Raw genomic sequence first — 25,504 nt, forward strand, 5'->3', positions numbered from 1 at the left:
TAAATTTTATTCGCCGCCTCGGGAAAGGTTCTGGGACAAGGGCCGTTCCAGGTTTTCCGGATTGGAGCGGGCGATCCGGTAGGTGTGCTCGTTTCTGTTCTCGTAGTAAATGCGCACCAGAATCTCCGCCAAGACCCCAAGGGCTAGGAATTGCATGCCCAGGAGCCCAAGAAACACCGAAAAGATCATGAACGGAATCCGCAGGGGTCCCCACTGGTTGAAAACGAACTTGTCCAGAATCGGAAAAAGTCCCGCGAAGAACCCGCCACCGATCAGGAGGATGCCCACGCCGCCCAGGGCATGGCTTGGGCTGGCCAGGTAACTGTAAAAAAACTTGGCTGTGAGGAGATCCAAAAGCACTCGAAAGGTTCGCCCGATGCCATACTTGGATCGTCCGAACCGCCGGGGGTGGTGGCGTACTTCCACTTCCACGATGCGGGCGCCTTTCCAGGCGCACCAGATGGGGATCAGTCGATGCATCTCCCCGTAAAGCCGAAGGTCCCCCAGAATGGAACGCCGGTAGGCTTTTAACGTGCAACCGTAATCGTGCAGGGGGACGCCCGTCACGCGAGCGATGAAGGCATTGGCGACCCGAGAAGGAAAGATTCGCGTCAGCCAGGGGTCGCGCCGAACCCGTCGCCAACCGCTCGCCACGTCGGCGCCATCCGCCAGCGCGTCGAGAAGTTTGGGGATATCGGCCGGATCGTTTTGGCCATCGGCGTCCAAGGTCACGATGACGTCTCCCTGGGCCGCGTCCAACCCCGCGGACAGGGCCGCGGTCTGCCCGAAATTGCGCGAGAGATGGAGGACCCGTGTCCGCGGGTCCCGCCGGGCGCGAGCGTCGAGGCATTCTCCCGTTCCGTCCGTGGAGCCATCGTTGACGAGGATCGTTTCGTGATCGATGGAGGAAAGCGATCGGTCAAGAGCTTCCAGCAAATCTGGAAGGTTGGCCGCCTCGTTATGGATGGGAAGGACGATGGAAATCATCTTTTATTTTTCACAAATTTAACCGCGGTCATTATAGCATCGAGGGGGAGCTGGTCCAAGGCGAAAGCTGGAAATCGGGAGGCCTCTCTCATGGGAGCGGGAGCATCACGGGCGATTCGGCGCCACCGAATTCAACCAACGGGCTTTTTCGGCGGCCCATTGGGCTTCGGGTTCCCGACCCATCTGATGATAGAGGTTGGCCATCCGCTGGAAAATGGCGCTGTCCAGTGAGACGTCGTACACATGAAAGCAGGAATCCACGAGGGTTCGGCGCGGAACGTTCCCCATCAGCCAGTGAAGGGCATTGGGTTCGGTTTGAAGAACTTTGGCGCCCACGGCCAGGAACACCTTCTCCCCATGAACCGGCAATAGGCGATTCGTTCGTCCCCGGCTGACAAGGGCGGGGGAGATCAGGTCTTGATAAAGAATCCCATAGGCCTCTGGATCCGCCGGTCCGGAGTAGCACAAAATGATGCCGGGATTCCCTTCTTTCTCCAGATAGCGATGTAGTTCCGGGAGGGACTGGCCCCAATCCTGATCGGAATCGGCCAGCCATCGGTATCCTTGGGAGGGGCCTCCCGCTAAAAAGTTAAAAAACGCCGTTTGGTTGGGGTGGGCGCGGCCAATTTCCACGGCCGCTCCCAACAACAGAAGGGCCGCGAGCGCCGCCTTTTTTGCGTCCCATTTTTGGCAAGCGATCCCGCTCGCGAGAGCACCGAGCCCGATGTAGAGAGGTGAAAGTTGAACGGTGGACAGGGCGCTTCCCGTTCCGAGAAAAGAAAAAAGAGTGATTCCGACCATAAACGAAAGTCCACGCCACACATCCCTCTCAAGACCGGATCGATACCAAAGGAGGCCTCCCCACAGCGCCAGGGCCCAAATAAAGAGCGGGGCTTTCAGCGCCAGGGCCGCCCAGGTTAAAATCGGCGATGCGTTTTGGTAGAGGGTTCCCGCAAAGAAGAATTGGTTGTGAACGTCTCCAAAATTCAGGGGGAACAGCCAAGCGGTTTTGAGGGCCGCCCACCCGCCCTTCCAGGGGAGATACAAGAGAAGAACCGTGAGGGCGGTCAAAAAAACAAAACCCAAGGCGTCCCCGGTTCGTCGCCGGAGAGTTCGGCCCGGTTTCTGCGCGGCGAATTCGGCCAGAACGAGCGCGGCCAGGAAGGGGGCCGAAGCGGATTTGCAGGCCAGGGCGCATCCCGCGGCCACGGTGCCAAAGACATAGGCCCGCCGCTGACCGGCCCGGCGCCAGTCGGTCCAAAATACCAGCGTCAGCGTCAAGAAAAAGTAGAGGGGCATCTCCAGCAGGGCCAGGCTGGCTCTCGATAAGAGGATGGGGGACATCGATAAACACAACAGGCAAATGAATCCCCCCTTGGGCCCCCAGAGGGATCGTCCCCAGCGGAAGCCCATTAGGCACATCCCCATGGAAAGGATGAGGCTGGGTATTCGGCTCCAAAAAATAATTTTCTTGGGATCGAGCGTTCCACGAAAAGTGAACTGGAATCCAAAACGGAACTGGTCCTTGTTGCGCCAAGAGGAGTGTTCGAGGGGGAGTTCGGCGGAGGTGAACAAAAGGGGGACGGAGCAAATCAATTTGGACAAGAAAGGATGTGCGGTGTTAATCCCGATTTCCCCGGTCCGCCATTGGGCCAGCCCCACGGCGGGAGAAATAATCTCGTCCCACGGCGGGGACTGACGCCGGGCGGCATCGATCACCAACCATCCATGAGCCGTGAGAAGAAAGGCTAAAACCCAGTGTGGTTGTTCGAGAAATCGGAGACGGCGAATCATGGGTGGGGGCCGACCTCCCGTTGAGGAAGTTGGGCCGAAGGACCCGCATCGGTCTGTGCCCCGGTTCTGGGCGTCCGCGGATCAAGAAGAAGGTTCAACGCTCGTTCCGTCTTCATGACGACAAACCGATCGTCGCCCATCCAGGTCGGGTAATAGTTGAGATTCACTTCGTAGGGCCCCATCCAGGTTTCCACGGAATGCGGGCGATTGGCTTTCCAGCGACCATCAAAGCGATTTCGGGCTTCGGCCGTGTTAAACACGGTGAAATCGGACGGTTCACGAAAACCGACGGTCACGTTGGTCGGTTTTGGGCCGGGCAAGGAGCGGAGCGCTTTGAAAGACGTCTGGCTGAGCAAGAATTGGCGGCGGGGATGCCGCTCTATGAATTGGGAGAGGAGGCCGGCCTGGTTGGGCCTTGCGCGCGTCCGCACGGTCCACGCGGCATGCACCAACCAGGAGGCGTTGGTGAGCATGGCGGCGACGAGGAGGACGGCGAAGCCCTTGCGGAACGGACCTGAAAGGGAGTCATATGCGACCGTCGCGCCCCGGGTGGCCAGGATCGCTCCGAAGGGAATGAGGATGAGCAGGTTGCGAACGATCATGACAATCTGGACAGAAAAGAGCGCCACGTAGGCGATGGGAAACACCAGAAAGACGGCCGCAAACTTTTTTTCCTTTTTGAGAAGATCAACGGCGCCCAGCAGGGCCAGGCCGGAGAATCCCAGTGCCACGGGAGCAGACCAGGAAAAAACCGTTCCGCCCAAATACGCCGACATCCAGAAAAAATGGGGGAAGCCGCGCCCCTCTGTGTAGGCGTTCCATCCGTTCTGGAAATAGGTGTGGGATTGGAACAAGAGGTCTTGATAGAACTTTCCCCAACTCCATAGGATTCCGGGAGTGGTGGCGAGAAACGTGACGAGGAAAACCACCGTTAGTCGGCAGGCTTCCTTCCAAAATTCCCGATTTTTTATGCCGGGCCTCTGAAAAAAGAGAATGGCGAGAACGGGGAGGAGGCAGAGTCCCGCGGTGTACTTGGACCCCGCGGCGAGCCCGGCCGCGACCGCCGCGGCGATCCGCCACCGATCCGGGTGAGGTGAAAACCGGGCCTGGACAAGACACAAAATGAGGAGGGCCCCGAATTGCATCATGAGCGGATCCACCGTGAACCACCGGCTGTGGTAGTTGACTTCCCAAGATAGGCCAAGAAGAGCGGCGGCGAGAACCGCTTCCCAGGGTTTTTTCCTCCACACCCAGACGGCCATCGCCACCCAAAAAATGGCCAAGGACGAAAGAAACACGGTTAAGAGCCGGAGAGAAAAATGGAATTTTTGGCTGAGGGCGATTTCCAGGAGCTGTTGGAGGAACGGTTCCCTCGTTCCACCAACGAGGCCGATCCATCCTTGAAACAGAAGGAAGGCCAGGGTGATTATGTGAAGGAGAGACGGATAAAGGAAAGAGGGGGGGAGGGCCGTTCTATGTTCAACCGACCACAGGACCCATCGAAGGATCATTCCTTCGTCCCAATGAAATCCAAAATCCACGCCCCACCCTCCTGAAAAAACGGCGATGCCCCACACCGTGAAGATGGCCGTCAGGGGTCCAATGGTTTTCGTTGGGGGGAAACGAAGCATGGGTGAGTTTCTCAGCCGTAGTGTATCTTTCTGCTTGTCCTTGGGAAAGGGTTTATCCATTCGTCTTGGGTCCGCAGTGAATCGATGATGGAAATGAGGATTTACTGAGGTTTGGCGTTTTTAGGTAGAATCGTTTTCATCGGAATGGCACCGAACAATGGAGTTCTCTTTTATGGCCTTCGAGTCGGACGTGAACGCGAGATACTACGGCGCACTTGAGCTGGGTCGGCGGGATTATTGGCGTTGGATGGCGGCCCCCCGCGCCCGGGTGACGGCGGTGAGTTCAATCCTGGCCGATGCCCCCCCGGACAGACTGTGCGATTTGGGTTGTGGGGATGGCGCATTTTTGTCCAAAGTGACTCAACTTTTTCCCCAGGCGCGAATGACCGGAATTGACCGGTCTTCCACCCAGATGCAATTGAATCGAAAAGAGTGGCCGACCGTTTCTTGGATTGTGACGGATCTGGACACAGAGGGGTCTCTGGGTCCGGAGTTGCGCGAATCTTTCGATGCCGTGACCGCTTTGGAGGTGATCGAGCATGTCTCCCGACCGGATCTTCTGCTTTCTCACGCTTTCGCCTTGGCCCGACCGGCGGGTCGGCTGATCCTATCAACCCAAAGTGGTCCCCTTCGTGAGACCGAAAGGCGGGTGGGGCACCGGCGTCATTTTTCCGTGTCCGAAATGACGGCCCTTCTGAATTCAGCGGGATGGAAGCCGCTCCGGGTCTGGAACACCGGGTGGCCTTTTCACGATCTTTCCAAATGGATCGCCAACCTTTTCCCAGATCGCGCCATGCGCCGCTATGGGGAGGAGGCCTACTCGGTTCAACAAAAAATTGTCTGTGCGTGTCTTCGGGGGTTGTTCAAGCTCAATTCCTCCTTCCGCGGCGCTCAACTCTACGCTCTGGCGGAAAAACCGTGAGCGAGGGCGTGGAACGACGCGGAACCGAAAAGGAGTTCGGGTTTGAATGGCAGGCTTATTCCGAGATCCTGCCGGAGCATCGAGAGCAATTTTGGACCTGGGTGCAACCCCTTAAACCGGAAAATTTCAAGCGGGTGCATTTTTTGGACGCCGGTTGCGGCATGGGCCGAAACAGTTACTGGGCGATGCAGGCCGGCGCCGCTTCCGGCTATGCATTTGATTTCGATTCTCGAACGGTTTCGGCGGCGTCAAATAATCTCCGTTCTTTTCCTTCATGTCGGGTTGCTTTTCAGTCCATTTACGATTTGGACCGTTCCGATGAATTTGACATTGTATTTTGCATCGGCGTTCTCCACCACTTAGCCAACCCCCGGGGGGCCGTCGCCAAATTAGTCAGGGCGGCCAAGCCGGGAGGGATGATTGCCGTTTGGGTTTACGGCAAAGAGGGGAACTCTGTTTACTTAGCTTTCCTCCGACCGCTGCGTTTCTTGACCAAACATCTCCCTTTGGGGTTCACGCGAATTTTGGCGAAGGGGATCACCGCCGTGTATCGCGGCGGACTTCGGATCCTGCCCGTGACGTCCTACCGAACCCTTCAGCGCAGGTTAAGTTTCCGCCACACCGAGGCCATCATTTTCGACCAGCTATTTCCGTCGATCGCCAACTATTGGACCCGCGGGGAAGCGTTGGCTCTCTTTGACGGCCTTCCGGTTTCTTTTCGATCCATGGTTCAAACCCACGGGCATTCCTGGTCGTTGATTTTCGAAAAATCACCCGCCAAACCCAACACCGATTGACTTCGTTCGGCCGGTCGCCGGGTTTTGTCGTTGTCCCCCCTCCGTTAGACGAAGGGGTCGGGAACAGGTATAATGGCGCTCCCCCATGGCCCCCGAGTTCGTACACCTTCATAACCATACCGAATACAGTTTGTTGGACGGCGCCGCCCGGCTGACAGACGAGAAGGGTCATCCTTCCGAGTTCATCAAATCCATCGCGGCGGCCAAGTTTCCGGCGCTGGCCATCACCGATCACGGCAACCTCTACGGCGCCATCGAGTTTTACTCGGTTTGCACCGACGTGGGGGTTAAGCCCATCATTGGGATGGAGGCCTACATCGCTCCGGAGTCCCGTCTGGACCGCCAGGGGAGCCCGTCCGAGGCGTCCAACCACCTGACCCTTTTGGCCATCAGCGAGGCGGGGTATCGGAATTTGATGAAGCTTTCTTCCCGGGCCTTCCTGGAGGGGTATTACTACAAACCCAGGATCGACAAGGAAATTTTGGCCCAGCACTCGGAAGGGTTGGTGGGTCTGTCCGGGTGTTTGAAAGGGGTCATCCCGGGGGCGCTCCTGGCGGACCGTCCGGAGAAGGCCGCGGCGGCCTTGGACGCCTATCGCCAAATTTTCGGAAAAGAAAACTTTTTTATCGAATTGATGGACCACGGTTTGGCGGACCAGCGGAAGGTTTTCCCCCGGCTGATCGAGCTGGCCAAACAATTCGACGCCCCGCTGGTCGCCACCAACGACTGTCACTATTTCCGGAAAGAAGACCACCTGGCCCACGACGTTCTTTTGTGCATCGGGACCGGGAAAACCCTGGACGACCCCAAACGCCTTAAATACGGCGCGCCGGAGTTTTACTATAAATCCTCGGCGGAAATGCTTCAAGTGTTCGGCGAGGTTCCCCAGGCGCTGAAAAATACCCTGGCCATCGCCGAGCGGGCCCATCTGGAGCTGACGTTTAACCAAATCCTGCTCCCCCGCTATGACGTTCCTGTGGGGGATTCCCCCGAAAACTATTTGGAAAAACTCTGTCTCGAGGGCCTCAAAAAACGCATGGGCCACATCCGGCCCGAATATAAAACCCGGCTCGACTACGAGCTGGGGATCATCCGGAAAATGGGTTTTTCCACCTATTTCCTGATCGTCTGGGACTTCATCCGCTATGCCCGAACCCAGGGGATTCCCGTGGGCCCAGGCCGCGGTTCGGGCGCCGGCGCCCTGACGGCCTTCGCGTTGTCGATCACCAACATCGACCCGATCCAAAACGGGCTTCTCTTCGAGCGGTTCCTGAACCCCGAGCGCCGTTCCATGCCGGACTTGGACATCGATTTTTCCGATGACGGCCGCGAGAAAGTGATCGAATACGTTCGCCACAAATACGGCGAAGCCTGCGTGGCGCAGATCATCACCTTTGGGTCCATGTTGGCGCGCCTGGTGGTGCGGGACGTGGGCCGCGTCTTGGGCATCCCGCTCCCCGAGGTGGATCGCGTTTGTCGGTTGATCCCTCGGGAGCTGGGAACCACCATCCACAGCGCCTTGGGGGCCGTGACGGACCTCCAACAGCTCTATAAAACAGACCCCCAGGTGAAAAAACTGTTGGATATGGCCCAGAAACTCGAAGGCATTAAACGCCACACGGGGGTTCACGCGGCGGGGACCATCATCGCCGCGGGGGAGCTGACCCAGCACGTGCCGCTGGCCAAGGGGTCCCGGGACGTGGTCACGACGCAATACAACGACGAAGCCCTGCTGAAGTTGGGTCTCTTGAAAGTGGACTTCCTGGGCCTTCGCACTCTTTCCGTGATCCGGGACGCGGTCACCCTCGTGCGCGCGCGTCACGAACCCGCTTTTGATATCGACAAAATTCCGGTGGACGACCCCGCGGCGTTCAAACTGCTGGCCCAGGCGAAAACGGCGGGGGTATTCCAGCTCGAATCGTCGGGGATGCGGGATTTGCTTCGGAAATTGAAACCCACCACCCTGTCGGACGTGGTGGCCCTGATCTCCCTCTATCGACCCGGCCCCATGGGGTCCGGCATGTTGGACGAGTTCGTCTCCCGCAAACACGCCCGTTCCAAAGTTCGCTTCGACCACCCGCTCCTGGAACCCTTGCTAAAAGACACCTACGGCATCATCGTGTATCAGGAGCAGGTGATGCAGATCGCCCAGGTATTGGCCGGCTACACGCCGGGACAGGCGGACGTGCTCCGGAAAGCCATGGGCAAAAAAATCCCCGAGATCCTTCAACAGCAAAAAGATACGTTCATGAAAGGGTGCGCGGAAAACAAAGTAGAACGGAAAACCGCTGAAAAAGTCTTCGATTTGGTGGTTCAATTCGGCGGGTACGGGTTCAACAAAAGCCACGCGTCCGCCTACGGCCTGGTGAGTTACCAGACAGCGTTTTTGAAAGCGAATTTTCCGGTGGAGTTTATGGCGACGCTTTTGACCTCAGAAATCGAACATTCGGCGCTCGGCTCCAAGGAGGTGGAATCGAAACTGGTGATCTACATGGGGGAGGCCCAGGACATGGGGATCGAGATCCTCCCGCCGGACGTCCAGACCTCCAGCGATGTCTTCGCCGTGGAAAGCCCTCCCGATTCAAAAAAAGCCTCGGCGATCCGTTTCGGCTTGGTGGCGGTGAAGAATGTGGGGGAAGGGGGAGTGGAATCGATTCTCGAGGCCCGAAAGCGGGGCCCCTTTCTGTCGCTGGGCGACTTCTGCGCCCGGGTGGACACCCGCCAGACCAACCGCAAGGTCATGGAATCCCTCATTAAATCCGGCGCCTTCGACGGGTTTCGCCCGGTCCTGGGGGAAGAGGGGGAGGAGGTCCGGATGCCGGAACTGTGTCGCTGGCGGTCGCAACTCCTTTCCGAGGTGGATGGTCTCCTGACCCGATCCGCGAGCCTGCGCGAAGCGGCCTCCGGCGGCCAGGGGGCGCTTTTCGATTTGGGATCGGTGTCCCACGCCAAACCCGCGGCGGGCGGAAACGGCGCCGGGCCGGGCGTCTCTTCCTGCTCGGAACACGAACTTTTGGCGAACGAAAAGGAAGTTCTTGGTTTTTATCTTTCGGGACACCCGCTCGCCCGCTATCGGAAGGAACTGACGAGCTACACGACCCACACCCTCGGGACCTTGCCGGAATCGGGCATCGTTCGCGTGGCCGGGATGATCGTCAACACGAAAAAGACCGTCACGAAATCCGGCAACGCCATGAGCCGGTTTAAGCTCGAGGACCTGGACGGCGAGCTCGAGTGCGTGGTTTTCCCGAAGACCTACACCCCCGCGATCGCCAAACTCCTGGTGGCCCACGAAATGGTGGTGGTGAAAGGCCGGGTCGAGCTCCGCGCCGATGACAAGAACCTGTTGGTCGAAGAAGTGGTCCCGCTGAAAGAGGCCCGGGAACGTTTCATCAAGCGTCTCGTTCTCAAACTGTCGACGGCGGGTTTGGAGGACGAACTGGTCGGAAAAATTCACCGAATCTGCGCGGGCCACCCGGGCCCCTGCCGCGTTTGTTTTGAGCTGACCACCCCGACCCACGGCCTCTTCCGCCTTTCCACCGAGAATACGGTGGCCCCCTCGGACGGCCTTCTGAACGAACTTCAAAACGTGGTCGGCCGTGATCAGGTGGAACTGCAAGCGTAAAGCGGTTTCTTGTGGTATAATCGCTTTAGGCGGCCTTCGGGCGCGCCTTTTTTATTGGGGAGGTTTCTCTTGAAGAAATATCGTGTGGCCGTGGTGGGCGCCGGCGCCGTCGGCGTTGAGATGATTCGGGTGCTGAAAAATAGGAATTTTCCTTTGGAGGAACTGCGCGTGCTGGCGCGGACATCGCGCCCGATGACAGTGGACGGATCCGTTTTCCAGGTCCGGGAAACCACCCCGGACGCCTTCAACGGCATCGACATCGCGCTCTTCGCGGGAACGGAAGGGGAAAAGGGGGCGGCGGTGACCTTTGGCAAAGAGGCCATCGCCCGGGGCGCCGTGGTGATCGATAACGGGGCGGACTTCCGCATGGACCCGAGCGTGCCTCTCGTGGTCCCCGAAGTCAATGCCGAGGCTTTGAAGTCCCACCAGGGGACCATCGCCAATCCCAACTGCACCACCGCCGTCCTTTTGATGGGTCTGGCCCCTTTGCACCGGGCCTTTGGCGTAAAGCGCGTGGTCGTCTCCACCTACCAGGCCGTTTCGGGGGCGGGGGGGAAAGCCATCGAGGCGTTGCGGGACCAGGCCAAGAAGGTTCTCGCCGGAGAGCCGATCACGGACTTGGGGGGGTTTCCCAATCAAATCGCTTTTAATCTCCTGGCCAACAACTGGAAGATCGAAGAACAGGGTTATTCGAACGAGGAATGGAAGGTCGTTAAAGAGACGCACAAAATGCTGGACCCGAACATTCAGGTTTCCGTGACCACGGTGCGCGTTCCGACCACGGTGGGCCACGGGGAATCCGTCTGGATCGAGACGGAAAAACCCATCACGGCCGCCTCCGCTCGGGAGGTGTTGTCCCGCGCTCCGGGCCTTCGAGTGGTGGATGAGGTTTCACCCCTGGACGGCGTGACCTGTCCCATGCCCATCGCGGCCGCGGGCCGGGAGGAAACTCTCGTGGGCCGGATTCGGTCGGATCTTTTCAACGGCCACGCGCTGTGTTTTTGGATCGTTGGGGACAATCTTTGGAAAGGCGCCGCGTTGAACGCGGTCCAGATCGCGGAAACGCTCATCGCCAAGGGATGGCTTAAACCTTCCTCGGCGCGTTATTGATGCCTGTGAAAATAACACCCTATTTGGGAGGCCCGGATTCGCGGCGAGTTCGAGGCGTGAGGAGGGCGCGATGCGGGCCATCGTAACCGACGAACAACGAAGAAATCGCCCGAAGGGGGGCCTCCCCGAAGGGCCGGGGCGCTTTCGGAGCGGCGACCGCGTCGCTCGGCGGTCACATACTCCCGGTATGCTCCCTTCTCGCTCCTTGCCGGCGCCCCAAAATCGCCCCGGCCAAATAGGGCGTTATTTACACAGGCATCAATAGATGCGAGTTCTCCTGCTCGGCGCCCAGGGGCAGTTGGGCGCCGAGCTTGTTCATACGAACCCCGGCCACACCCTCCTCCTTCACACCCGTCTCGACGCCGACCTGACCGACGCCGCCGCTTTAGAGCGGTTCGTCCGCGGGGCCGCGCCCGAGATCGTTTTGAACACCGCCGCTTTTAACCGGACCGAACTTTGCGAGAAAGATCCGGTTCCCGCTTTCGCCGTCAACACGCTCGCCCCCCGGGCCCTGGCCTCCCTGTGCGCCGGCCTGGGCGCCCGGCTGGTTCATTTCTCCACCGACTTTGTTTTTGACGGGAAAAAGGGCGCCCCCTACGTGGAGACGGACCCGCCCAACCCGATGACCGTCTACGCCCTGTCTAAATACGGGGGGGAACGGTTTGTCCTGGCGGCGTCAGAGACTAATATGGTGTGTCGCACGGCGGGGTTGTACGGGGTGACGGGATCCCGCTCTAAAGGAGGGAATTTTGTTCAGACCGTGCTCTCCCGGGCCCGGAACGGAGAGACGCTCCGCGTGGTCGACGACATCGTGATGTCTCCCACCTACGCCCGGGACTTGGCTGAGAAAGTCTGGGAACTGTTGGACAGGAAAGTCCCCGGCGGGACCTATCATCTGACCAACGGAGGCGGGTGCACCTGGTTCCAATTCGCCCAAGCCGTTCTGGAAACCGCGGGACTCTCCGCCCCCCTCGCTCCAATCTCCTCCGCCCAATGGAGCGGCTCCATGCGGCGGTCTCCCGATACGCGTTTGGTCTCTGAACGATTGCTTGCCCTGGGGATCCGCCCGCTTCGCCCTTGGCGGGAAGCTCTCGCGGCCTACTTCGCCCAAAACCCCCTTCGCCCCGCCTGACACCGCTCTCTTCCCCGGCGTCTCTTCACCCGGATTCCCGCTTGGGCGCAACGACCGGCCTCCCAAGAGGGAAAATCGCTTCAGAGGGCTAAAGAGACACGAGACACTCCATGTATTGGGAGACACACAATACCCTTGCGGCGCTTTCCTTAAAGTGCCCGCGCGGGCACTTAAATGTTACAATAATGTTACATTTTCTTCTCCCTTTCTTCGCTCTTCCGTTCTACAATATACCCATCAGTTCGCCCCCAATGTCGCGGGCCCACCTTCGCGGCTTCCGGGCACACACTTGATCCTTCAGGAGGAAGTCCAATGAAGCGAATCGTAACCCTGGGCGCCGCGGTCCTCGCCGTCGCCTTTTCCGTCAGCATTGCCCGCGCCGCCGAAACCACGGTTGGCACAAATGATGTCACCGTCGGAGCTAAAGTGCTTGGCGCCAGCGCGTTGTACACCGATGTAAAGCTCATTGCCGATAACACGGATCCGGGATCGCGGGTGCTTCGGTTCGGCGACATCGCCGCGGGCGCGTCGGCCTGGAGCAATAAACCCCTCGAATACGTGCAGATCACCGTCGATGACAACCATGTCAGCGCGGATGGGAAAGGCTGGCGTCTGAGAACCTACACCAACAATTTCCCAGCCCTGAACCTAGGGGACGCTGACCAAGTCAAGCAAACGACGACGACTTGGGGCTACAACTTCGGCGGTTTGAAAGGCGATGTCAACTCAGCGAAAGCCGCCATGGGCTGGTGGGCGAGCACCTCCACTGTCGTCGGCGGTCCCGTCATTGGAAACCCCGAACAGGGACTAACCAACGGATTCACCTTCCTGAAGGACGGTAAGGATTTTGACGATCCCTCAACGGTTGAAATCGTCGGTGGGGTAAACAAAAAAGACGAGAGCTTCACGGCTTCCGACGCGGCAGGATATTGCAACGTCGCCTTCGGTTCGCCTTCCTTCACCCGCGTCGTCAAACCGGCCACGGCCGACGGCAACCTGCCCACGCTCACGCCCACGACGCCCTTCTACTACTATGTCGGGGCGAACTTCAATGGCGCCGCGAAAGCCACCTACGATACCAAGATCATGTTTGATCTGATCGAGCAATAATATCCCGAACGTCCCCGCCGGGAGGTCGATCCTCCCGGCGGGGAGGGGGGGGATTATCCATGCGCTTGTTGTGGATCATCGGTTCATTTCTCCTGCTGGCGCCCCTGGGCCGGGCGTCTTCCTTTGTCGCCGTCTCCCCCAGCGTGATCGAGTTCTCCCTCGCTCCCGGGAAAAAGGCGAAGGGGCGGATCCAAATTCAAAACCCTTTGTCCGAGCCCGCCGTGATCACGGTGTCCGTGAGTGACGGCTGGCGGCAAGAAACCGGGAGTTCCACCCTTCCTCCTGAAAAATGGCTCAAGTTCAAAATCCCAAAGAATTTAATTTTACCCCCCCTTGGAAAAACAACCCTCTTTTATAGAGTTCACGTCCCCAAGGATTTCACGGGGGAGACCATGGCGCATCTCATGTTCCGAATGCCACCCCAGAAACAAAACCAGGCAGGAATGAGCATTCAAATGGGCCATGCGATCCCTCTTTATTTAATCGCCCGGGGGCACGAAAAGGTGGATCTGTCTTTTAGCAAGATATCGGCTTCTTCTTTAGAAAACCATGGACTGGAATTCATCGTCACGCTCATTTCGACCGGGAATGTTCATGTGCGCCCCCGCGGCGATATCCTTCTTTCCAATGCCGACGGATTGGAACTGGAGCGGATTGCGATCGAGAACGGTCCGCCGATATTGCCCAACACCACAAAGCAATTTTTTGCCCGTAGCCGGTTGAATCGATGGGTTCCGGGAAATTACCAGGCCCATCTTGATTTGAGTTATCGGATCATCGGCGCCGAGCTGAAAACCCTTTCGGGGGATTTCGAAGTGGGGATCACGTCAGCGGGGATCCGGGTGGTTCCGCAGGGTGCGGTTCCCGGTCTTTAGATGTTTTTGGATTCGGCTCTTTTTACTGTGCCTGCCCGCAAGGGGAGGCGCCTTGGATGTGACGCCCGAGATGTTGTTCTTTCGCGCACCGCCGGGGAAAAAAGCGAAGGTGGACCTGACTTTATATAACGACGACCGGGTGCCCGTTCAGGCCCATATTAGCCTGCGTGGGGACGAAGGGAAGACCCCCTGGTTGAGGGTCCCGGCGCAGGCCATTTCCCTTTCGCCAGGGGAACGACGGCGGGTCACGCTCCGAGCCCGGGCTCCCCGCGGGGAGGGAGAACGGACCGTGGAGGTGGTGGTCTCGATGCCGGGACCGATGGACAGCGAGGTTCGAATCGTGCGCCGTGCGACGTTGATCATGACCGGCACCGAGCGTTACGCGGTCGAGGTGGGTTCGGTCGCGGTTCGGGTCCAGAACGACGGCGCCGAGGTGACTGCGGATTGTCGGAACACCGGCAACATGCGTGTTCGGTGGATGGCGGGGGTCGACTTGACGATGGCGGAGGGAGAACCAGCGACCGTTTTTCAAGAAGGCGTCACGGGGCCTTTGGATCCGGGCGAAACAGGGCAAGCGCATGTGACGGTTCCTTTGAGGGGAAGGGCGTGGACGGGGCATGGAACCGTGCGGATTTTTTTTCGTGAAGGACCGGGGGGGACGTTGCAGGTGATCAAGACATTTGGTCCAATGGAGCGGAGCGTTCAATGAACAGGGGTTTGGGGTTCGGGAAATGGGATCAACCACGGAGGGCCGCGGCTTCCGCCGTCGTGGCGGTGGGGCTTTTGACTCTCCCCGCCCATTCCGTGACTCTGCAGATTCGCGACGTCGTCACGGACGAGGTCCAGACCAACACGGGTTTGACTTTCGGGGGTCTTCCCAGCGCAAAAACGCACCACACGGCCCGCCAGTATCTCGATATCGGACACCCGGACTCTCCCTATCGGCGGGTCTATTTATACACGAACAACACCAAGGCCTACAATAAAACCGAGGCCGGACTTGTGAGCGACAAGGCCCGACCGCCCTTGCCACTGTTTTTCAAGAATTTTCCTTCAAAACCCAATGTTGTCGACGGCACATTCAGTCCCGCTAGCGAATCCACTTGGACGGAAATGATTGAACAAGGCGACCCGGGCTTCGACTCCGATAAGCCGCTGAACGCCCTCTTGACGCCCACCGGCGGGAAATCCCTTGTGTATCTGGGCGTCACCGTTGCGCCCAGTACCCTCCGTGGGGATTACCAAGGGAAAATGGTGTTGGAAGAGTCGAGCACGGTGCCCGACATCGTGGGGCCCGGCATCGAACATACGCCGTTTAACGACGTGGTGTTGATCGACATCCCCATCGGGGTCGGCGCTGTTCTTTATGAGGAACCACCCACCGTTCCCGTGGGAACGTTGCATTTCCGCCTCGCCGGAGACCCGGTTTTTCAAACCGCGTCGGCGGGGTTAACGTTGGATCCGAAGAATCCCATGCGGTACATTTTTGACGCCGCCTTGCCGGCGGGGATCGTCGCCCCCGGCGTTTTGGAATACTATTTCACCGCCCTCGATGAATATCAAAATGAGTCCCGCCTGCCGCCGGTGGAAGGCGATTATTATCGGGCCAACCTCGTTCCCGAGTTCGGAACCGTGACGCGGTCCATGACCAGCGCCGGCGGCCGGGTGGATGTCGCCGTGGGCGATCCTCGGCGGCCCGGTTTCTCTCTCTCGGTTCCCGCGGGGACAACCCTCCAAAGCATCTCGGTGTCCCAGAAAGATCCATCTCTGATCCCGACGTTCAAATCCTTGGACCCGGTCAGTGCTTTTGAGGTGGGGCCCAGCGGAACCCGGTTCAGTCGCGTGGCGACGTTGACGATTCCCTATTTGGACGAGGACGACGACGGCTTGGTGGACGGGACGGGGGCGGACGAAAAACTTCTTCGGATCTATTGGTTTGACGGAATCGAGTGGCGAGTTGTGGGGGGAAGCGTGGATGTCGTGAACAACCTGGTGAGCGCCTCCATCAGCCATTTCAGTGTGTTTGGGTTGTTCCCCGCGGGCGGGCCGGTGACGGCCGAATCCGTCCGGCCAAAGGAAAAGATCTTCACCCCGAACGGGGATGGCGTGTGGGACGCGGCCGTCTTCAACATCAATGTCGGGGATGGTCCCATTGAAATCCAAATATTTAATGTCCGGGGTGAACGGGTCCGGCTGATCACGAACGTTCCGGAATGGGACGGCCGGGACGACGACGGGAAAGTGGTCGAAAACGGTACCTACGTATATCGCCTGACCGGCCAGGGGTTGACCGTGACCGGCATGATCGCTGTGGCGCGGTGAGGAACCTATGACATTCATCCGAATTCGAGCTTTGCTTAGCGCGGTCGGGTTGACCCTGGGGACCCTTTCCGTTCGGGCGGCGTTTGAAGATCCGCTTTGGTCCGCCCGCTCGGCGGCTTTGGGCGGCGCGTTCACTACCGTGGGCGACGATCCAACGGCCGCGTTTTACAATCCCGCCGCGGCCGCTTCTGTCCGACCGCGGGGCGCGAATTTCGGTTACGCACAACTTTTTACTGGGGTCGACGAGGTCGATTTGTCCATGAACCAGTTGGCCTATGTACACCCCCTGCCCGCCAAGACGATCATGGCCCTCGGATGGGGGAGCGTGGTGGCCGGAAGCCTGCGCCGGGAGGACACCGTGGTCCTGAGCGCCGCCCAACGTTACGACGACGTTCCGGGGGTTGGGTCCTTTTCGGCGGGGTTGTCCCTCCGGTATCTCTCGCAAAAATATACCTTGGACTCGCGGAGCGCGTCCGATCCGGTGTTTAAAGACGGTGCCGGCCAGGACGCGGTGGCCATTGACCTCCACGCCCATCTCCCCAACATGGATTTCCTTCTTCCGGGTTTGTCGGCCGGACTTTCGCTCCGGTCCCTGAACCAGCCCAACGTGGGTCTGGGGGAAACCCAACGCCTGCCTTTTGAGGCCGCCCTGGGCGCCCGGTACGATTGGAAAAATTGGTCCACGCCCTTGGATTTCGTTTTCCGAGAAGGAACCCTGACCCCCCAGCTGGGAGTGGAGGGGCGGTTCGTCGAAAATCGTCTGGCGGCCCGGCTCGGCACCGACACCCACCAGGTGGGCGCCGGTCTGGGCTACCGCCACGCCATGGGGAAAACAACGCATCTCTCCGTGGATTACACCTTCATGTGGCCGCTGGAAGTGGAGTCGACGTCCGGGTCCCATCGGGCCACGATCGGGTTGGAATTCTGATGATGCGCCGCGCCGGGATGGTCGCGCTGTCCTTCCTCGCCGCCTGGGTTACGCCCTCGGCTCGCGCCGGAGTGGCGGTGGTCAACGATGTGTCCGCCCAGGCCAAAGTGCTGGGGATGAATTGGGACGTCGACAATTACAACGACGCCGACAGCAATACTTTGAACGGGGCCATCTCGGGGCCCATGCCCGACGCCAGTATTGTGGCGACCTACGATACCGGAATTTTCAACGGCCCTTCCGGCGCGTCCTTGAAGTTGGCCTCCACACTTTCCACCTCGGGTGGCTGGAACGGTTACTGGATTAAATTGGCACCGCAGGTCTTGGGCGCCGACAAGCCGGTGGACCTCTCCGATTTCACCCATGTGGTGTTTTTTGTCCGCGGAGCCCTTGGCGGGGTCGAACACCTTAAAATTCAATTGACCAACGCGAGCGGCACTGCGGCGCGGAAAACCGCCATTCTGTTCGTCAACGACTATCTGGACGGTGGAATTACATCGGGGTGGTCGGAGGTGCGGATTCCTGTCCGGGCCTTCGCCAACCTCGACTCTTTCGCCAATGTCACCCAGCTGGAATTCCTGTTCGACAAGACCTACGCGATAGGATCAGCCTTCGCCCAAGACAGCACCGTTTACATCGACGACATCGCTTTCAAGGACCTCTCCGCGGACCCGACGGCGCCCCGTCTGCGGATCGACCATTTCGGGGACATGGACGAACGCGACGCTCTGGGCGGGAAGATCGGAATCGTTGGCGCGCCGATCAGCGCCGGGCTCAGCTTTCCGGCGCAGGATGTCGGCGTCGGCCGCATGTTTCGGGTCGCCTATGACGTGAGCACCGCTGTCGGAAGAACAAACGACGCCGGATATCTCTTTCATTTCGGGGGCGGCGCGGACGGATATCTCGCGGTGCCGGTGAATGCTTCGTCATACAGAAAAATCAAGTTTCGGGCCCGGGCCGAAGGCGGCACGAATCCCGGAAAATTTAGTTTCATCTTGACGTCCAACGCGCCCGCCGGGTCCATCGGCGACACGATTTTGGGTCTCACCGACACATGGCAAGATTTCGAAATTAACCTGAACGGTTTCCTGCCGGCCCAGCTGGACAAAGCCTCGATCAAGTCCTTTGAACTCCTCTTTGAACGCGCCAAGGTGAATACCCCGACCGGCGTCGTGTATTTCGACAACATCGAATTTTCCAATTAACTTCTTCTTCTCTCATTAATTCATTTTTTTACCGGGAATCCCGGCGTATTGACTTTCACCCTGGATTCCCGGTAGAATATGGTCAGGCATGAAAATATTCATTCCAAACAGTGCATTTCTTGGGAACATAGACCCATTTTTGCGTGGGTTTGACCCATCTTTTCCGGATTCTCTTGAGATCACGGCGAACGACAAATGGATCTCCGTCCATCCCGCAGTGCTCTCGATGATCGCCGCTTTGGGGTTAACGGTGAAACCCGAAAAAATCCGTTGGGAGAAGTTTGAAGCGACTTCCCGCCATTATTTTGTTCGCATGGGACTCTTTCGCCTCTTGGGAATCCCCTCCACAATATCGATTGAGGAGCATGAACCAGCCGGTCGATTCATTCCTCTCACCCAAATCCGAACGTCGGGCGAATTGACGAGTTTCATCACGGAAATGATCCCCCTGCTCCATTTGGAGGCTGAACCGGCGAAAACGCTCGGATACATCGTAAGCGAATTGGCCCGGAATGTGATCGAGCACGCGGAGTCGGAGAACGGGGCTTTGTTGTGCGCCCAATATTACAAGAAAAGCAATTCCATTCGAATTGGGATCGCGGATACGGGTATGGGAATCAAGACCACGATCACCCGTTCCCATTCGGCACCCACGGATTTGGACGCGATTCGGCTCGCCCTAATGCCGGGGATCACGGGCACCACCCGCCGGGAAGGGGGGACCGACCAAAACGCCGGTGCGGGGCTGTTTTTCATTAAATCCATTGCCAGCGTAAATCGCGATTTCTTCGTTCTTTACAGCGGGACCGGCTTCTATAAATTGCTCAAGAAGAAAACGATTCGCACCTTGAATCTACACGCCGATCCCTTTGAAGACCGACATTCCGCCAGTGGGAATATGCCGTTCTGGCGCGGAACGGTGGTCGGCGTGGACATCACTCTCGACCAAACCGAGGCTTTTTCGCGCCTATTGGATTCCATCCGAACCACCTACAGCTCCGCTGTGAGAGAACGGCGCAAGGAACGGCACAAGAGGCCTCGATTCTCTTGAAACAGATCGATCTTTATCCCCGCGTCGGCGCCTTCGCCGAAAATAAGGACATCGCGCGCTCCCTTCGAACCACGGAGATCATTCCTGCCTTGGAGGCGAAGGAAGAAGTCCTTCTCAATTTCGAGCGTGTGGAAGCGGCGACGCAATCCTTTATCCACGCGCTGATCAGCGATGTGTTGAGGAAGTTCGGGAACGATGTTCTCGATCGGCTCGAGTTCAAGTCCTGCAACGAGACGGTGAGAAAGATTATTACGATCGTCGTGGACTACATGCAGGAAGGAATGGACGCCGAACCCCCGACCGAAGAAGGCCCGTCATGAAAATCGCCACCTTTAACGCCAATTCCATTCGGTCCCGGTTGCCCATTGTTTTGAAATGGTTGAAAGCGGAGAAGCCGGATGTGCTGGCCCTTCAGGAAACCAAGGTGATGGACGACCAATTCCCCCAGGCGGATTTCGAACAGGCGGGGTGGCACGTGGTTTTTCGAGGGCAGAAATCCTACAACGGGGTGGCCTTCGTCTCCCGGAAGCCGCTCGCGGACGTGGACCGGACCTGGGATCCCTCGGGCTCGGGCGAGGCCCGAACGATCACGGCCCGCTGGGGGGATTGGCTCTTGATCAACACCTACGTCCCCCAGGGGTTTGAGCCGGATTCCCCCAAATTCGAGAACAAACTCAAATTTTATGCGGGGCTCAAAAAACTGTTCGCCCAACACGTCTCGGTGGAGACCCCGGCCCTGTGGATGGGGGACCTGAACGTGGCGCCCACGGAAATCGATCTGCACGCCCCCGAACGAAACGCCGAGCACGTCTGCTTTCACCCCAAAGCCCGGGCGGCCTACGAGGCCGCCCGAGGAGAGCGCTGGACCGACCTTTTCCGGGAAAAAGAAAAGGGGCCGGGCCATTACACCTATTGGGACTATATGATCCCCACTAATTTTCCCCGCAACCGGGGCTGGCGGATCGACCTGATGTTGGGCACGCCCCCGGCGGTCCGCCGTCTGAAGAAGATCTGGATCGACAAAGATCCCCGGGGCTGGGAAAAACCTTCCGACCACACCTTCCTCGTCGCTGAATTCGAAGATTGAGGGGAAAAGTGGTATAATCTTTCTCCGGTCATTTCCGACGGAAAAAGGCGTTTCCCGCCGTTCAATTGGAGCCCCACATGCCCTCTCCCACTGACATTTCTCTTCATCCCAGCGCCGACGCTCTTCAGGCTCGGAAAGGTCCCGCCGTTCGTCGGCCGGGGCCCGAGGCCCTGAGCGGGGTTCGGAACGTCATCGCCATCGGGAGCGGCAAAGGCGGGGTGGGGAAATCCACCGTCACCACGAACCTGGCCGTGGCTCTTCACCAGTTGGGGGCCAAGGTCGCCGTCCTGGACGCCGACATCTACGGTCCCAGCCAACCGGGCTTGATGGGGGCCGGCAACGAACGCCCGGCAACCGACGTAGAGCAGTTGGCTCCCATGGTCCGCCACGGGGTGGGGTTCATGTCCATCGGGCTTCTGATGCCCCAGGACAACCCCGTGATCTGGCGTGCGCCCATCGCCATGAAAGCCCTGTTCCAGCTTTTGGGCGGCGTGGCCTGGGGGGATCTGGACTATTTATTGATCGACATGCCGCCGGGCACCGGGGACGTTCAGCTGACGCTGGCGCAACAGGCGCCCCTCACGGGATCCATCGTGGTCACAACCCCCCAGCAGGTGGCCTTGGGCGTCGCCCGGAAGGGGCTTAAGATGTTTGAGCAAGTGAAAGTCCCGATCTTGGGCGTCGTGGAAAACATGAGCGGGTTCGTCTGCACCAAGTGCGGGACGGAACACGCCCTCTTTAAAAAAGAGGGAGGACAGGTTTTAGCCCGGGAATGCGGCGCCCCGTTCCTGGGTCGCATTCCTCTCGAAGCGGACATCATGGAAGGGGGAGAAACCGGTGAACCGGTTTTGGTCCGGAACCCCGGTTCTCCGGCCGCGCGGGCCTTCTTGGATTTGGCGAAGTCCCTGGAGCGGGAGGCCGCCCGCTCCAACGCGGTGGTTCCCGGGGGAGAGCCGAAGCGGATGGACCTCGGTCCGGCCGGAGAACTCCGCATCGCCTGGACCGACGGCCACGAGGGACGCATCGCCGCCTGGACCCTCCGGGTGAACTGTCCCTGCGCCGCCTGCGTCGATGAAGACACCGGCCGCCGGGTCTTGGACCCCAAGAAGATCCCTCTCGACGTCCGGGTCGCCGGGGTAAATCCCGTGGGCCGCTACGGCGTGGGGCTCGCGTTCTCGGACGCGCACAACACCGGCATCTACACCTTCGAGTCGCTCCGCGCGGCTTGCGAGTGCGCCGAGTGCCTGGCCCGGCGCGGCGGAACCGCCCAGCCTTTTTCGGTGTGAGTTCCCCGCGGATCACCGCCGCCGCGTCCCCTTCCGACCCCCGCCTCTGTTCGTTCACCTTGGATCGGGTCCTTCTCGACGGCTCCGCCCTTTGCCGGAGTTCCGAAGAGGCCCTTGGGTCCCCGCTCTTTGAGCGATTGTTTGCTCTCCCCGGCGTGGTGCAGGTCTGGGTCGCCGGGAACCGCGTGACGGTGGCCTGCGCCGATCCCCAACCCTGGGAACTGGCGGGGAAATCCGTGGCCCTGGCGATCCGCGCGGCTTTGGTCGATGGTCGCCCCGCGGTGGCCAAAAAGACGCCCCTTCCGGAAGATTTAACCGACCGCGTGCGCCAGGTGTTGATCGCCGACATCAACCCCGGCCTGGCCCAGCATGGGGGAAGCGCCGAACTGGTGGGGGTTCGGGCCGGCGTGGCCGAAGTCCGTCTTTCCGGCGGATGTCAGGGGTGCGGCGCCGCCCAACAGACGCTATCGCTGGGAATCGAGCAAACCCTCCGCGCCAAGATCCCCGAACTCCAGGGAGTCACGGACGTCACCAACCACGCCGCCGGCGACCGCCCCTATTACAGCGGCCCCGGCCAAAGCCCTTTCGGAGACTGACCGGCTTTATTTCAGACCCCCCCGTGCCCTCCGGTTTTTCCCCCACCGCCGTTTTCGAATCCCACGATCCCGCCTCCCCGTCCTGGACGGCGGTCTTCGGCCGTCCCCGCGCCGTGCGACAGGCGGACCGTCCGTCGCAGGTCCGTCCTTTGCTCGATTTCCTGGAAGACCATGTCCGCCAGGGCCGCTGGGGCGTTCTGCTTCTGTCCTACGAAGCCGGCCCGGTTTTAAATCCTTCCCTCGTTTCCCACCCGGTGGGGGATTTCCCCTTGGCCTGGGCCGCCGTGTTCGACCGCCGGGCCCGAAGGGCTCCGATCCCTGGCTCCGAAATCCACGCGTCGTCCTGGCGCCCGAAACTTTCCAAGGAATCGCACTCCCGCGCCGTTCGGAAAATTCAATCCCGTATCGCCCGGGGCGACAGCTATCAAGTGAACTTCACCTTTCCATGCCACGCCCGCTGGAGGGGCGATCCCTGGGCGTGGTACCGCCGGCTGGCCCTGGCCCAGGGGGCTCCCTACTCCGCGTTCGTCGATCTCGGACGATGGAAGGTGTTGAGCCTTTCGCCCGAACTATTCTTTGACCGGCGCGGCGATCTCTTGACCGTTCGCCCCATGAAAGGCTCCGCCCCCCGGGGCCGATGGGAGGAAGAAGACCGGGCCTTCGCCCGGGGGCTTGGCTCCAGTCCCAAAGAACGGGCCGAGAACGTCATGATCGTGGACCTCCTTCGAAACGATTTGGGAAAAATCGCTCGGCCCGGGAGCGTTCGCACCACGGGCCTTTTTAAAATGGAACCCTACCCGACCCTGTGGCAGATGACCTCGGAAATCAAGGCCCGTCTCCGACCAGGCGTTGGATTGACCGGCATGTTGGAAGCCCTCTTCCCCAGCGGTTCCGTCACCGGCGCTCCGAAGCGGAAAACCATGGAAATTATTAAAGAGTTGGAAACCGTTCCTCGGGGTCTCTACACCGGGACGCTGGGGCTCCTCAGGCCCGACGGCCATTGGACCTTCAACGTCCCGATCCGGACCTTGACCCTGGACACGCGCACCGGCCGCGCGTCCTGTCCCGTGGGAAGCGGCATCACGGCGGCCAGTCGCCCCGGCGCCGAATACCGCGAGTGTCTTTTGAAGCGGGATTTCTTGAACGCCCCCGCCTTCGACCTGCTGGAAACTCTCCGGTTGGAGGACGGACGATGGTTCCTTCTCCCCGGACACCTGCGGCGTCTCCGCCGATCGGCCGAGCGCATGGGTTTCCCCTGGGACGAAGGGCGCGTTCGCGCCCGTTTGCACAAAGAGGCTGGACATCATCCAAAAGGTCGTTGGAAAGTTCGTTTGCTTCTGTCCCGGGACGGGTCCGTCAACGTCCAGGCGGAAAAACTGGATCCAACCGACGCTCCCTGGCGCGTGGCCCTGGCCCGGACACCCGTGGACGAGGGGGACCTGTTCCTGTATCACAAGACCACCCGGCGGGACGTTTATGACCGCCAGCGACGGGCCCATCCCGGGGCGGACGACGTGATTCTTTGGAACCGTCGCGGGGAGTTGACGGAATCCACCTGGGCCAATCTCGTCCTTCAAATCGGCGGAAAGCGGTACACCCCGCCCGTTCCCTGCGGTCTCCTGGGCGGTGTCTTCCGAGAAAACCTTCTCCGCCGCGGACAGGTCTCCGAGCGGTTTCTCCGCCGGGTAGACCTTCTTCGGGCGGAAAAAGTCTTTTTAATCAATTCCGTCCGCGGTTGGGTTTCGGTTCTTTTGTCTTGACAGGGACCATCCCCTTGGCTTAGAATGCCATTCATACTTTCGCGCCGGGGAAGCCTGTGAAAGTCAGGCACTGCCCCGCAACGGTGAAGCCTCGGTGTTTTTCCGAGGATAAGTCCGGTCTACGGCGCGAGGGACAATACCGCTGAAAAGCGCCTTCGCGGGAAGGTCACGACAAAACCCCCAACACGGGTCCCGCCCGGTTGGGTATTTTTTTGTCCGGACCCCCTCCGCTTTTGGCGAAAGGGGGTTTTCTTTTTGAATATCGTTTCCGTCAGAAATCGTTGGCATATGAGCCCCGCCTCAGCGGCTCTGTTCCGTCCATCATGGACCTCCCTCGTCTTTTGGATATTTTCCATGTTCCCTCCCCTTGGCAAGGGGAGGGTGAGGGAGGGGTGGTGTTTGTTGGCCGTTCTGAACCTGTTGTCTTCCCCTCTTTTCGCCGCCCCGCGGCGGGTGGTGAGTTTGCTTCCCTCCCACTCCGAAATCATGGCGGCGCTCGGGGCGGACGGGACGTTGGTGGGGGTCTCCGACGCGGAACGAAAGGGGGACTTTCCAGGAGTTCCCCGCGTGGGTGGCCTCGTTCCCCGCTGGGAGGTTTTGGTGTCGCTGGCGCCGGACCTCATTTTGGCGGATAGCGCCCACGCTCGGTTTCAATCGGATTTCGCGCGTTTTAAACTTCCCGTCCAGTTCCTCCCCGCGACCCACGCCAAGTCCATCGAAGACGTGTTCGGTTTGATTTCCAAGGTGGGCCGGGCCGTCGGTCGCGAACCGGAGGCCGAGATTCTGCTCGCCCGGCTCAAAACCCAATTAGCGGCGCTGGACGCCTCCGTTCCGCCACCGCCGCTCCCCAAAGTTCTCTTTGAAATCTGGCCCCAGCCGCTTCAAGCGGTGGGCCCTGTGAGCCTCCAGGGGCATCTCCTCCAACGGGCGGGTTTTGAGAACATCGTGCCGGACACGCGGAATGAAATGCCGCTCCTCTCATCAGAGTGGGTGGCTTCGGCCCGGCCCGACGTGCTCTTCCACACGGGGGTATCCTCGGCCAAGAAGATCGTCTCGCGACCCGGCTGGAAAAACATTCCCGCCGTCGCCAACAGCCGTGTTGTCGAACTGGACGCGGACCTTTTTTCCCGGGCGGGTCCCCGCGTGGTGGATGCCTTGGCGGAACTTCGCCGGATTCGGGGTGAGGTGAAACCATGAAATCCCATAGCCCGTCCCCGCTTCCTCCAATGGGAGAGCGAAAGCCTTTTAAATTTCTCAATAAACACAGGATCCTTGGGCTGGCTTTT

The 25,504-nt window shown here is 59.7% G+C and carries 21 protein-coding genes; 18 read left to right on the top strand and 3 right to left on the bottom strand.

Annotated elements, in window-relative coordinates; translation table 11 throughout:
• Positions 1 to 6: 6 nt before the first annotated feature.
• From IPP35_08880 to IPP35_08890, 3 genes are all read right to left on the bottom strand, one after another.
• On the bottom strand, positions 7 to 987 hold the full coding sequence (locus IPP35_08880) for a glycosyltransferase family 2 protein (GenBank protein MBL0059203.1): 981 nt from the start codon (positions 985 to 987) through the stop codon (positions 7 to 9).
• Positions 988 to 1,092: 105 nt separating this feature from the next.
• Positions 1,093 to 2,781 (bottom strand): glycosyltransferase family 39 protein, encoded by a 1,689-nt coding sequence (locus tag IPP35_08885; protein MBL0059204.1) that lies wholly within the window; start codon positions 2,779 to 2,781, stop codon positions 1,093 to 1,095.
• Positions 2,778 to 4,412, bottom strand: coding sequence for a glycosyltransferase family 39 protein (locus IPP35_08890; protein MBL0059205.1), 1,635 nt, complete (start codon positions 4,410 to 4,412; stop codon positions 2,778 to 2,780). The genes IPP35_08885 and IPP35_08890 overlap by 4 nt, the downstream gene beginning before the upstream one ends.
• 172 nt (positions 4,413 to 4,584) lie before the next feature.
• Between IPP35_08890 and IPP35_08895 the strand changes: the two genes are divergently transcribed.
• The 18 genes from IPP35_08895 (at position 4,585) to IPP35_08980 (ending at position 25,415) form a co-directional block, all read left to right on the top strand.
• On the top strand, positions 4,585 to 5,334 hold the full coding sequence (locus IPP35_08895; GenBank protein ID MBL0059206.1) for a class I SAM-dependent methyltransferase: 750 nt from the start codon (positions 4,585 to 4,587) through the stop codon (positions 5,332 to 5,334).
• Entirely contained in the window at positions 5,331 to 6,131 is an 801-nt protein-coding gene (locus tag IPP35_08900; GenBank protein MBL0059207.1) for a class I SAM-dependent methyltransferase, read from the top strand. Before IPP35_08895 ends, IPP35_08900 begins: the two co-directional genes overlap by 4 nt.
• 85 nt (positions 6,132 to 6,216) lie before the next feature.
• Positions 6,217 to 9,756 (top strand): DNA polymerase III subunit alpha, encoded by a 3,540-nt coding sequence (locus IPP35_08905; protein ID MBL0059208.1) that lies wholly within the window; start codon positions 6,217 to 6,219, stop codon positions 9,754 to 9,756.
• Between the two features lie 69 nt (positions 9,757 to 9,825).
• Entirely contained in the window at positions 9,826 to 10,866 is a 1,041-nt protein-coding gene (locus IPP35_08910; protein MBL0059209.1) for an aspartate-semialdehyde dehydrogenase, read from the top strand.
• A gap of 265 nt (positions 10,867 to 11,131) precedes the next feature.
• Positions 11,132 to 11,998, top strand: coding sequence for a dTDP-4-dehydrorhamnose reductase (gene rfbD / locus IPP35_08915; GenBank protein ID MBL0059210.1), 867 nt, complete (start codon positions 11,132 to 11,134; stop codon positions 11,996 to 11,998).
• Positions 11,999 to 12,310: 312 nt separating this feature from the next.
• Positions 12,311 to 13,108: a hypothetical protein gene (locus IPP35_08920; GenBank protein MBL0059211.1), complete on the top strand. Its 798-nt coding sequence runs from the start codon at positions 12,311 to 12,313 to the stop codon at positions 13,106 to 13,108.
• 59 nt (positions 13,109 to 13,167) lie between these two features.
• Positions 13,168 to 13,983 carry a hypothetical protein gene (locus IPP35_08925; GenBank protein MBL0059212.1) on the top strand — a complete coding sequence of 272 codons (816 nt, stop codon included), beginning with the start codon at positions 13,168 to 13,170 and terminating at the stop codon, positions 13,981 to 13,983.
• A gap of 58 nt (positions 13,984 to 14,041) precedes the next feature.
• Positions 14,042 to 14,692, top strand: a complete 651-nt coding sequence (locus tag IPP35_08930) for a hypothetical protein (protein MBL0059213.1) — start codon at positions 14,042 to 14,044, stop codon at positions 14,690 to 14,692.
• Positions 14,689 to 16,305: a gliding motility-associated C-terminal domain-containing protein gene (locus tag IPP35_08935; protein MBL0059214.1), complete on the top strand. Its 1,617-nt coding sequence runs from the start codon at positions 14,689 to 14,691 to the stop codon at positions 16,303 to 16,305. Before IPP35_08930 ends, IPP35_08935 begins: the two co-directional genes overlap by 4 nt.
• A 7-nt stretch (positions 16,306 to 16,312) precedes the next feature.
• Positions 16,313 to 17,233: a hypothetical protein gene (locus tag IPP35_08940; GenBank protein ID MBL0059215.1), complete on the top strand. Its 921-nt coding sequence runs from the start codon at positions 16,313 to 16,315 to the stop codon at positions 17,231 to 17,233.
• On the top strand, positions 17,170 to 18,438 hold the full coding sequence (locus tag IPP35_08945; protein ID MBL0059216.1) for a hypothetical protein: 1,269 nt from the start codon (positions 17,170 to 17,172) through the stop codon (positions 18,436 to 18,438). The genes IPP35_08940 and IPP35_08945 overlap by 64 nt, the downstream gene beginning before the upstream one ends.
• 88 nt (positions 18,439 to 18,526) lie before the next feature.
• Positions 18,527 to 19,489, top strand: coding sequence for a hypothetical protein (locus IPP35_08950; GenBank protein MBL0059217.1), 963 nt, complete (start codon positions 18,527 to 18,529; stop codon positions 19,487 to 19,489).
• Positions 19,486 to 19,809: an STAS-like domain-containing protein gene (locus IPP35_08955; GenBank protein MBL0059218.1), complete on the top strand. Its 324-nt coding sequence runs from the start codon at positions 19,486 to 19,488 to the stop codon at positions 19,807 to 19,809. Before IPP35_08950 ends, IPP35_08955 begins: the two co-directional genes overlap by 4 nt.
• Positions 19,806 to 20,576, top strand: a complete 771-nt coding sequence (gene xth / locus IPP35_08960; protein MBL0059219.1) for an exodeoxyribonuclease III — start codon at positions 19,806 to 19,808, stop codon at positions 20,574 to 20,576. Before IPP35_08955 ends, xth begins: the two co-directional genes overlap by 4 nt.
• A gap of 77 nt (positions 20,577 to 20,653) precedes the next feature.
• Positions 20,654 to 21,862 carry a P-loop NTPase gene (locus tag IPP35_08965; GenBank protein MBL0059220.1) on the top strand — a complete coding sequence of 403 codons (1,209 nt, stop codon included), beginning with the start codon at positions 20,654 to 20,656 and terminating at the stop codon, positions 21,860 to 21,862.
• Entirely contained in the window at positions 21,859 to 22,458 is a 600-nt protein-coding gene (locus IPP35_08970; protein MBL0059221.1) for a NifU family protein, read from the top strand. Before IPP35_08965 ends, IPP35_08970 begins: the two co-directional genes overlap by 4 nt.
• 23 nt (positions 22,459 to 22,481) lie before the next feature.
• Positions 22,482 to 24,218 carry an aminodeoxychorismate synthase component I gene (pabB, locus tag IPP35_08975; GenBank protein MBL0059222.1) on the top strand — a complete coding sequence of 579 codons (1,737 nt, stop codon included), beginning with the start codon at positions 22,482 to 22,484 and terminating at the stop codon, positions 24,216 to 24,218.
• Between the two features lie 354 nt (positions 24,219 to 24,572).
• The gene (locus IPP35_08980) at positions 24,573 to 25,415 is read left to right on the top strand and encodes an ABC transporter substrate-binding protein (GenBank protein ID MBL0059223.1); all 843 of its coding nucleotides are present in this window, start codon (positions 24,573 to 24,575) and stop codon (positions 25,413 to 25,415) included.
• Positions 25,416 to 25,504: the final 89 nt, after the last annotated feature.

The organism is Elusimicrobiota bacterium (genome assembly GCA_016721625.1).
Lineage (GTDB): Bacteria > Elusimicrobiota > Elusimicrobia > FEN-1173 > FEN-1173 > JADKHR01.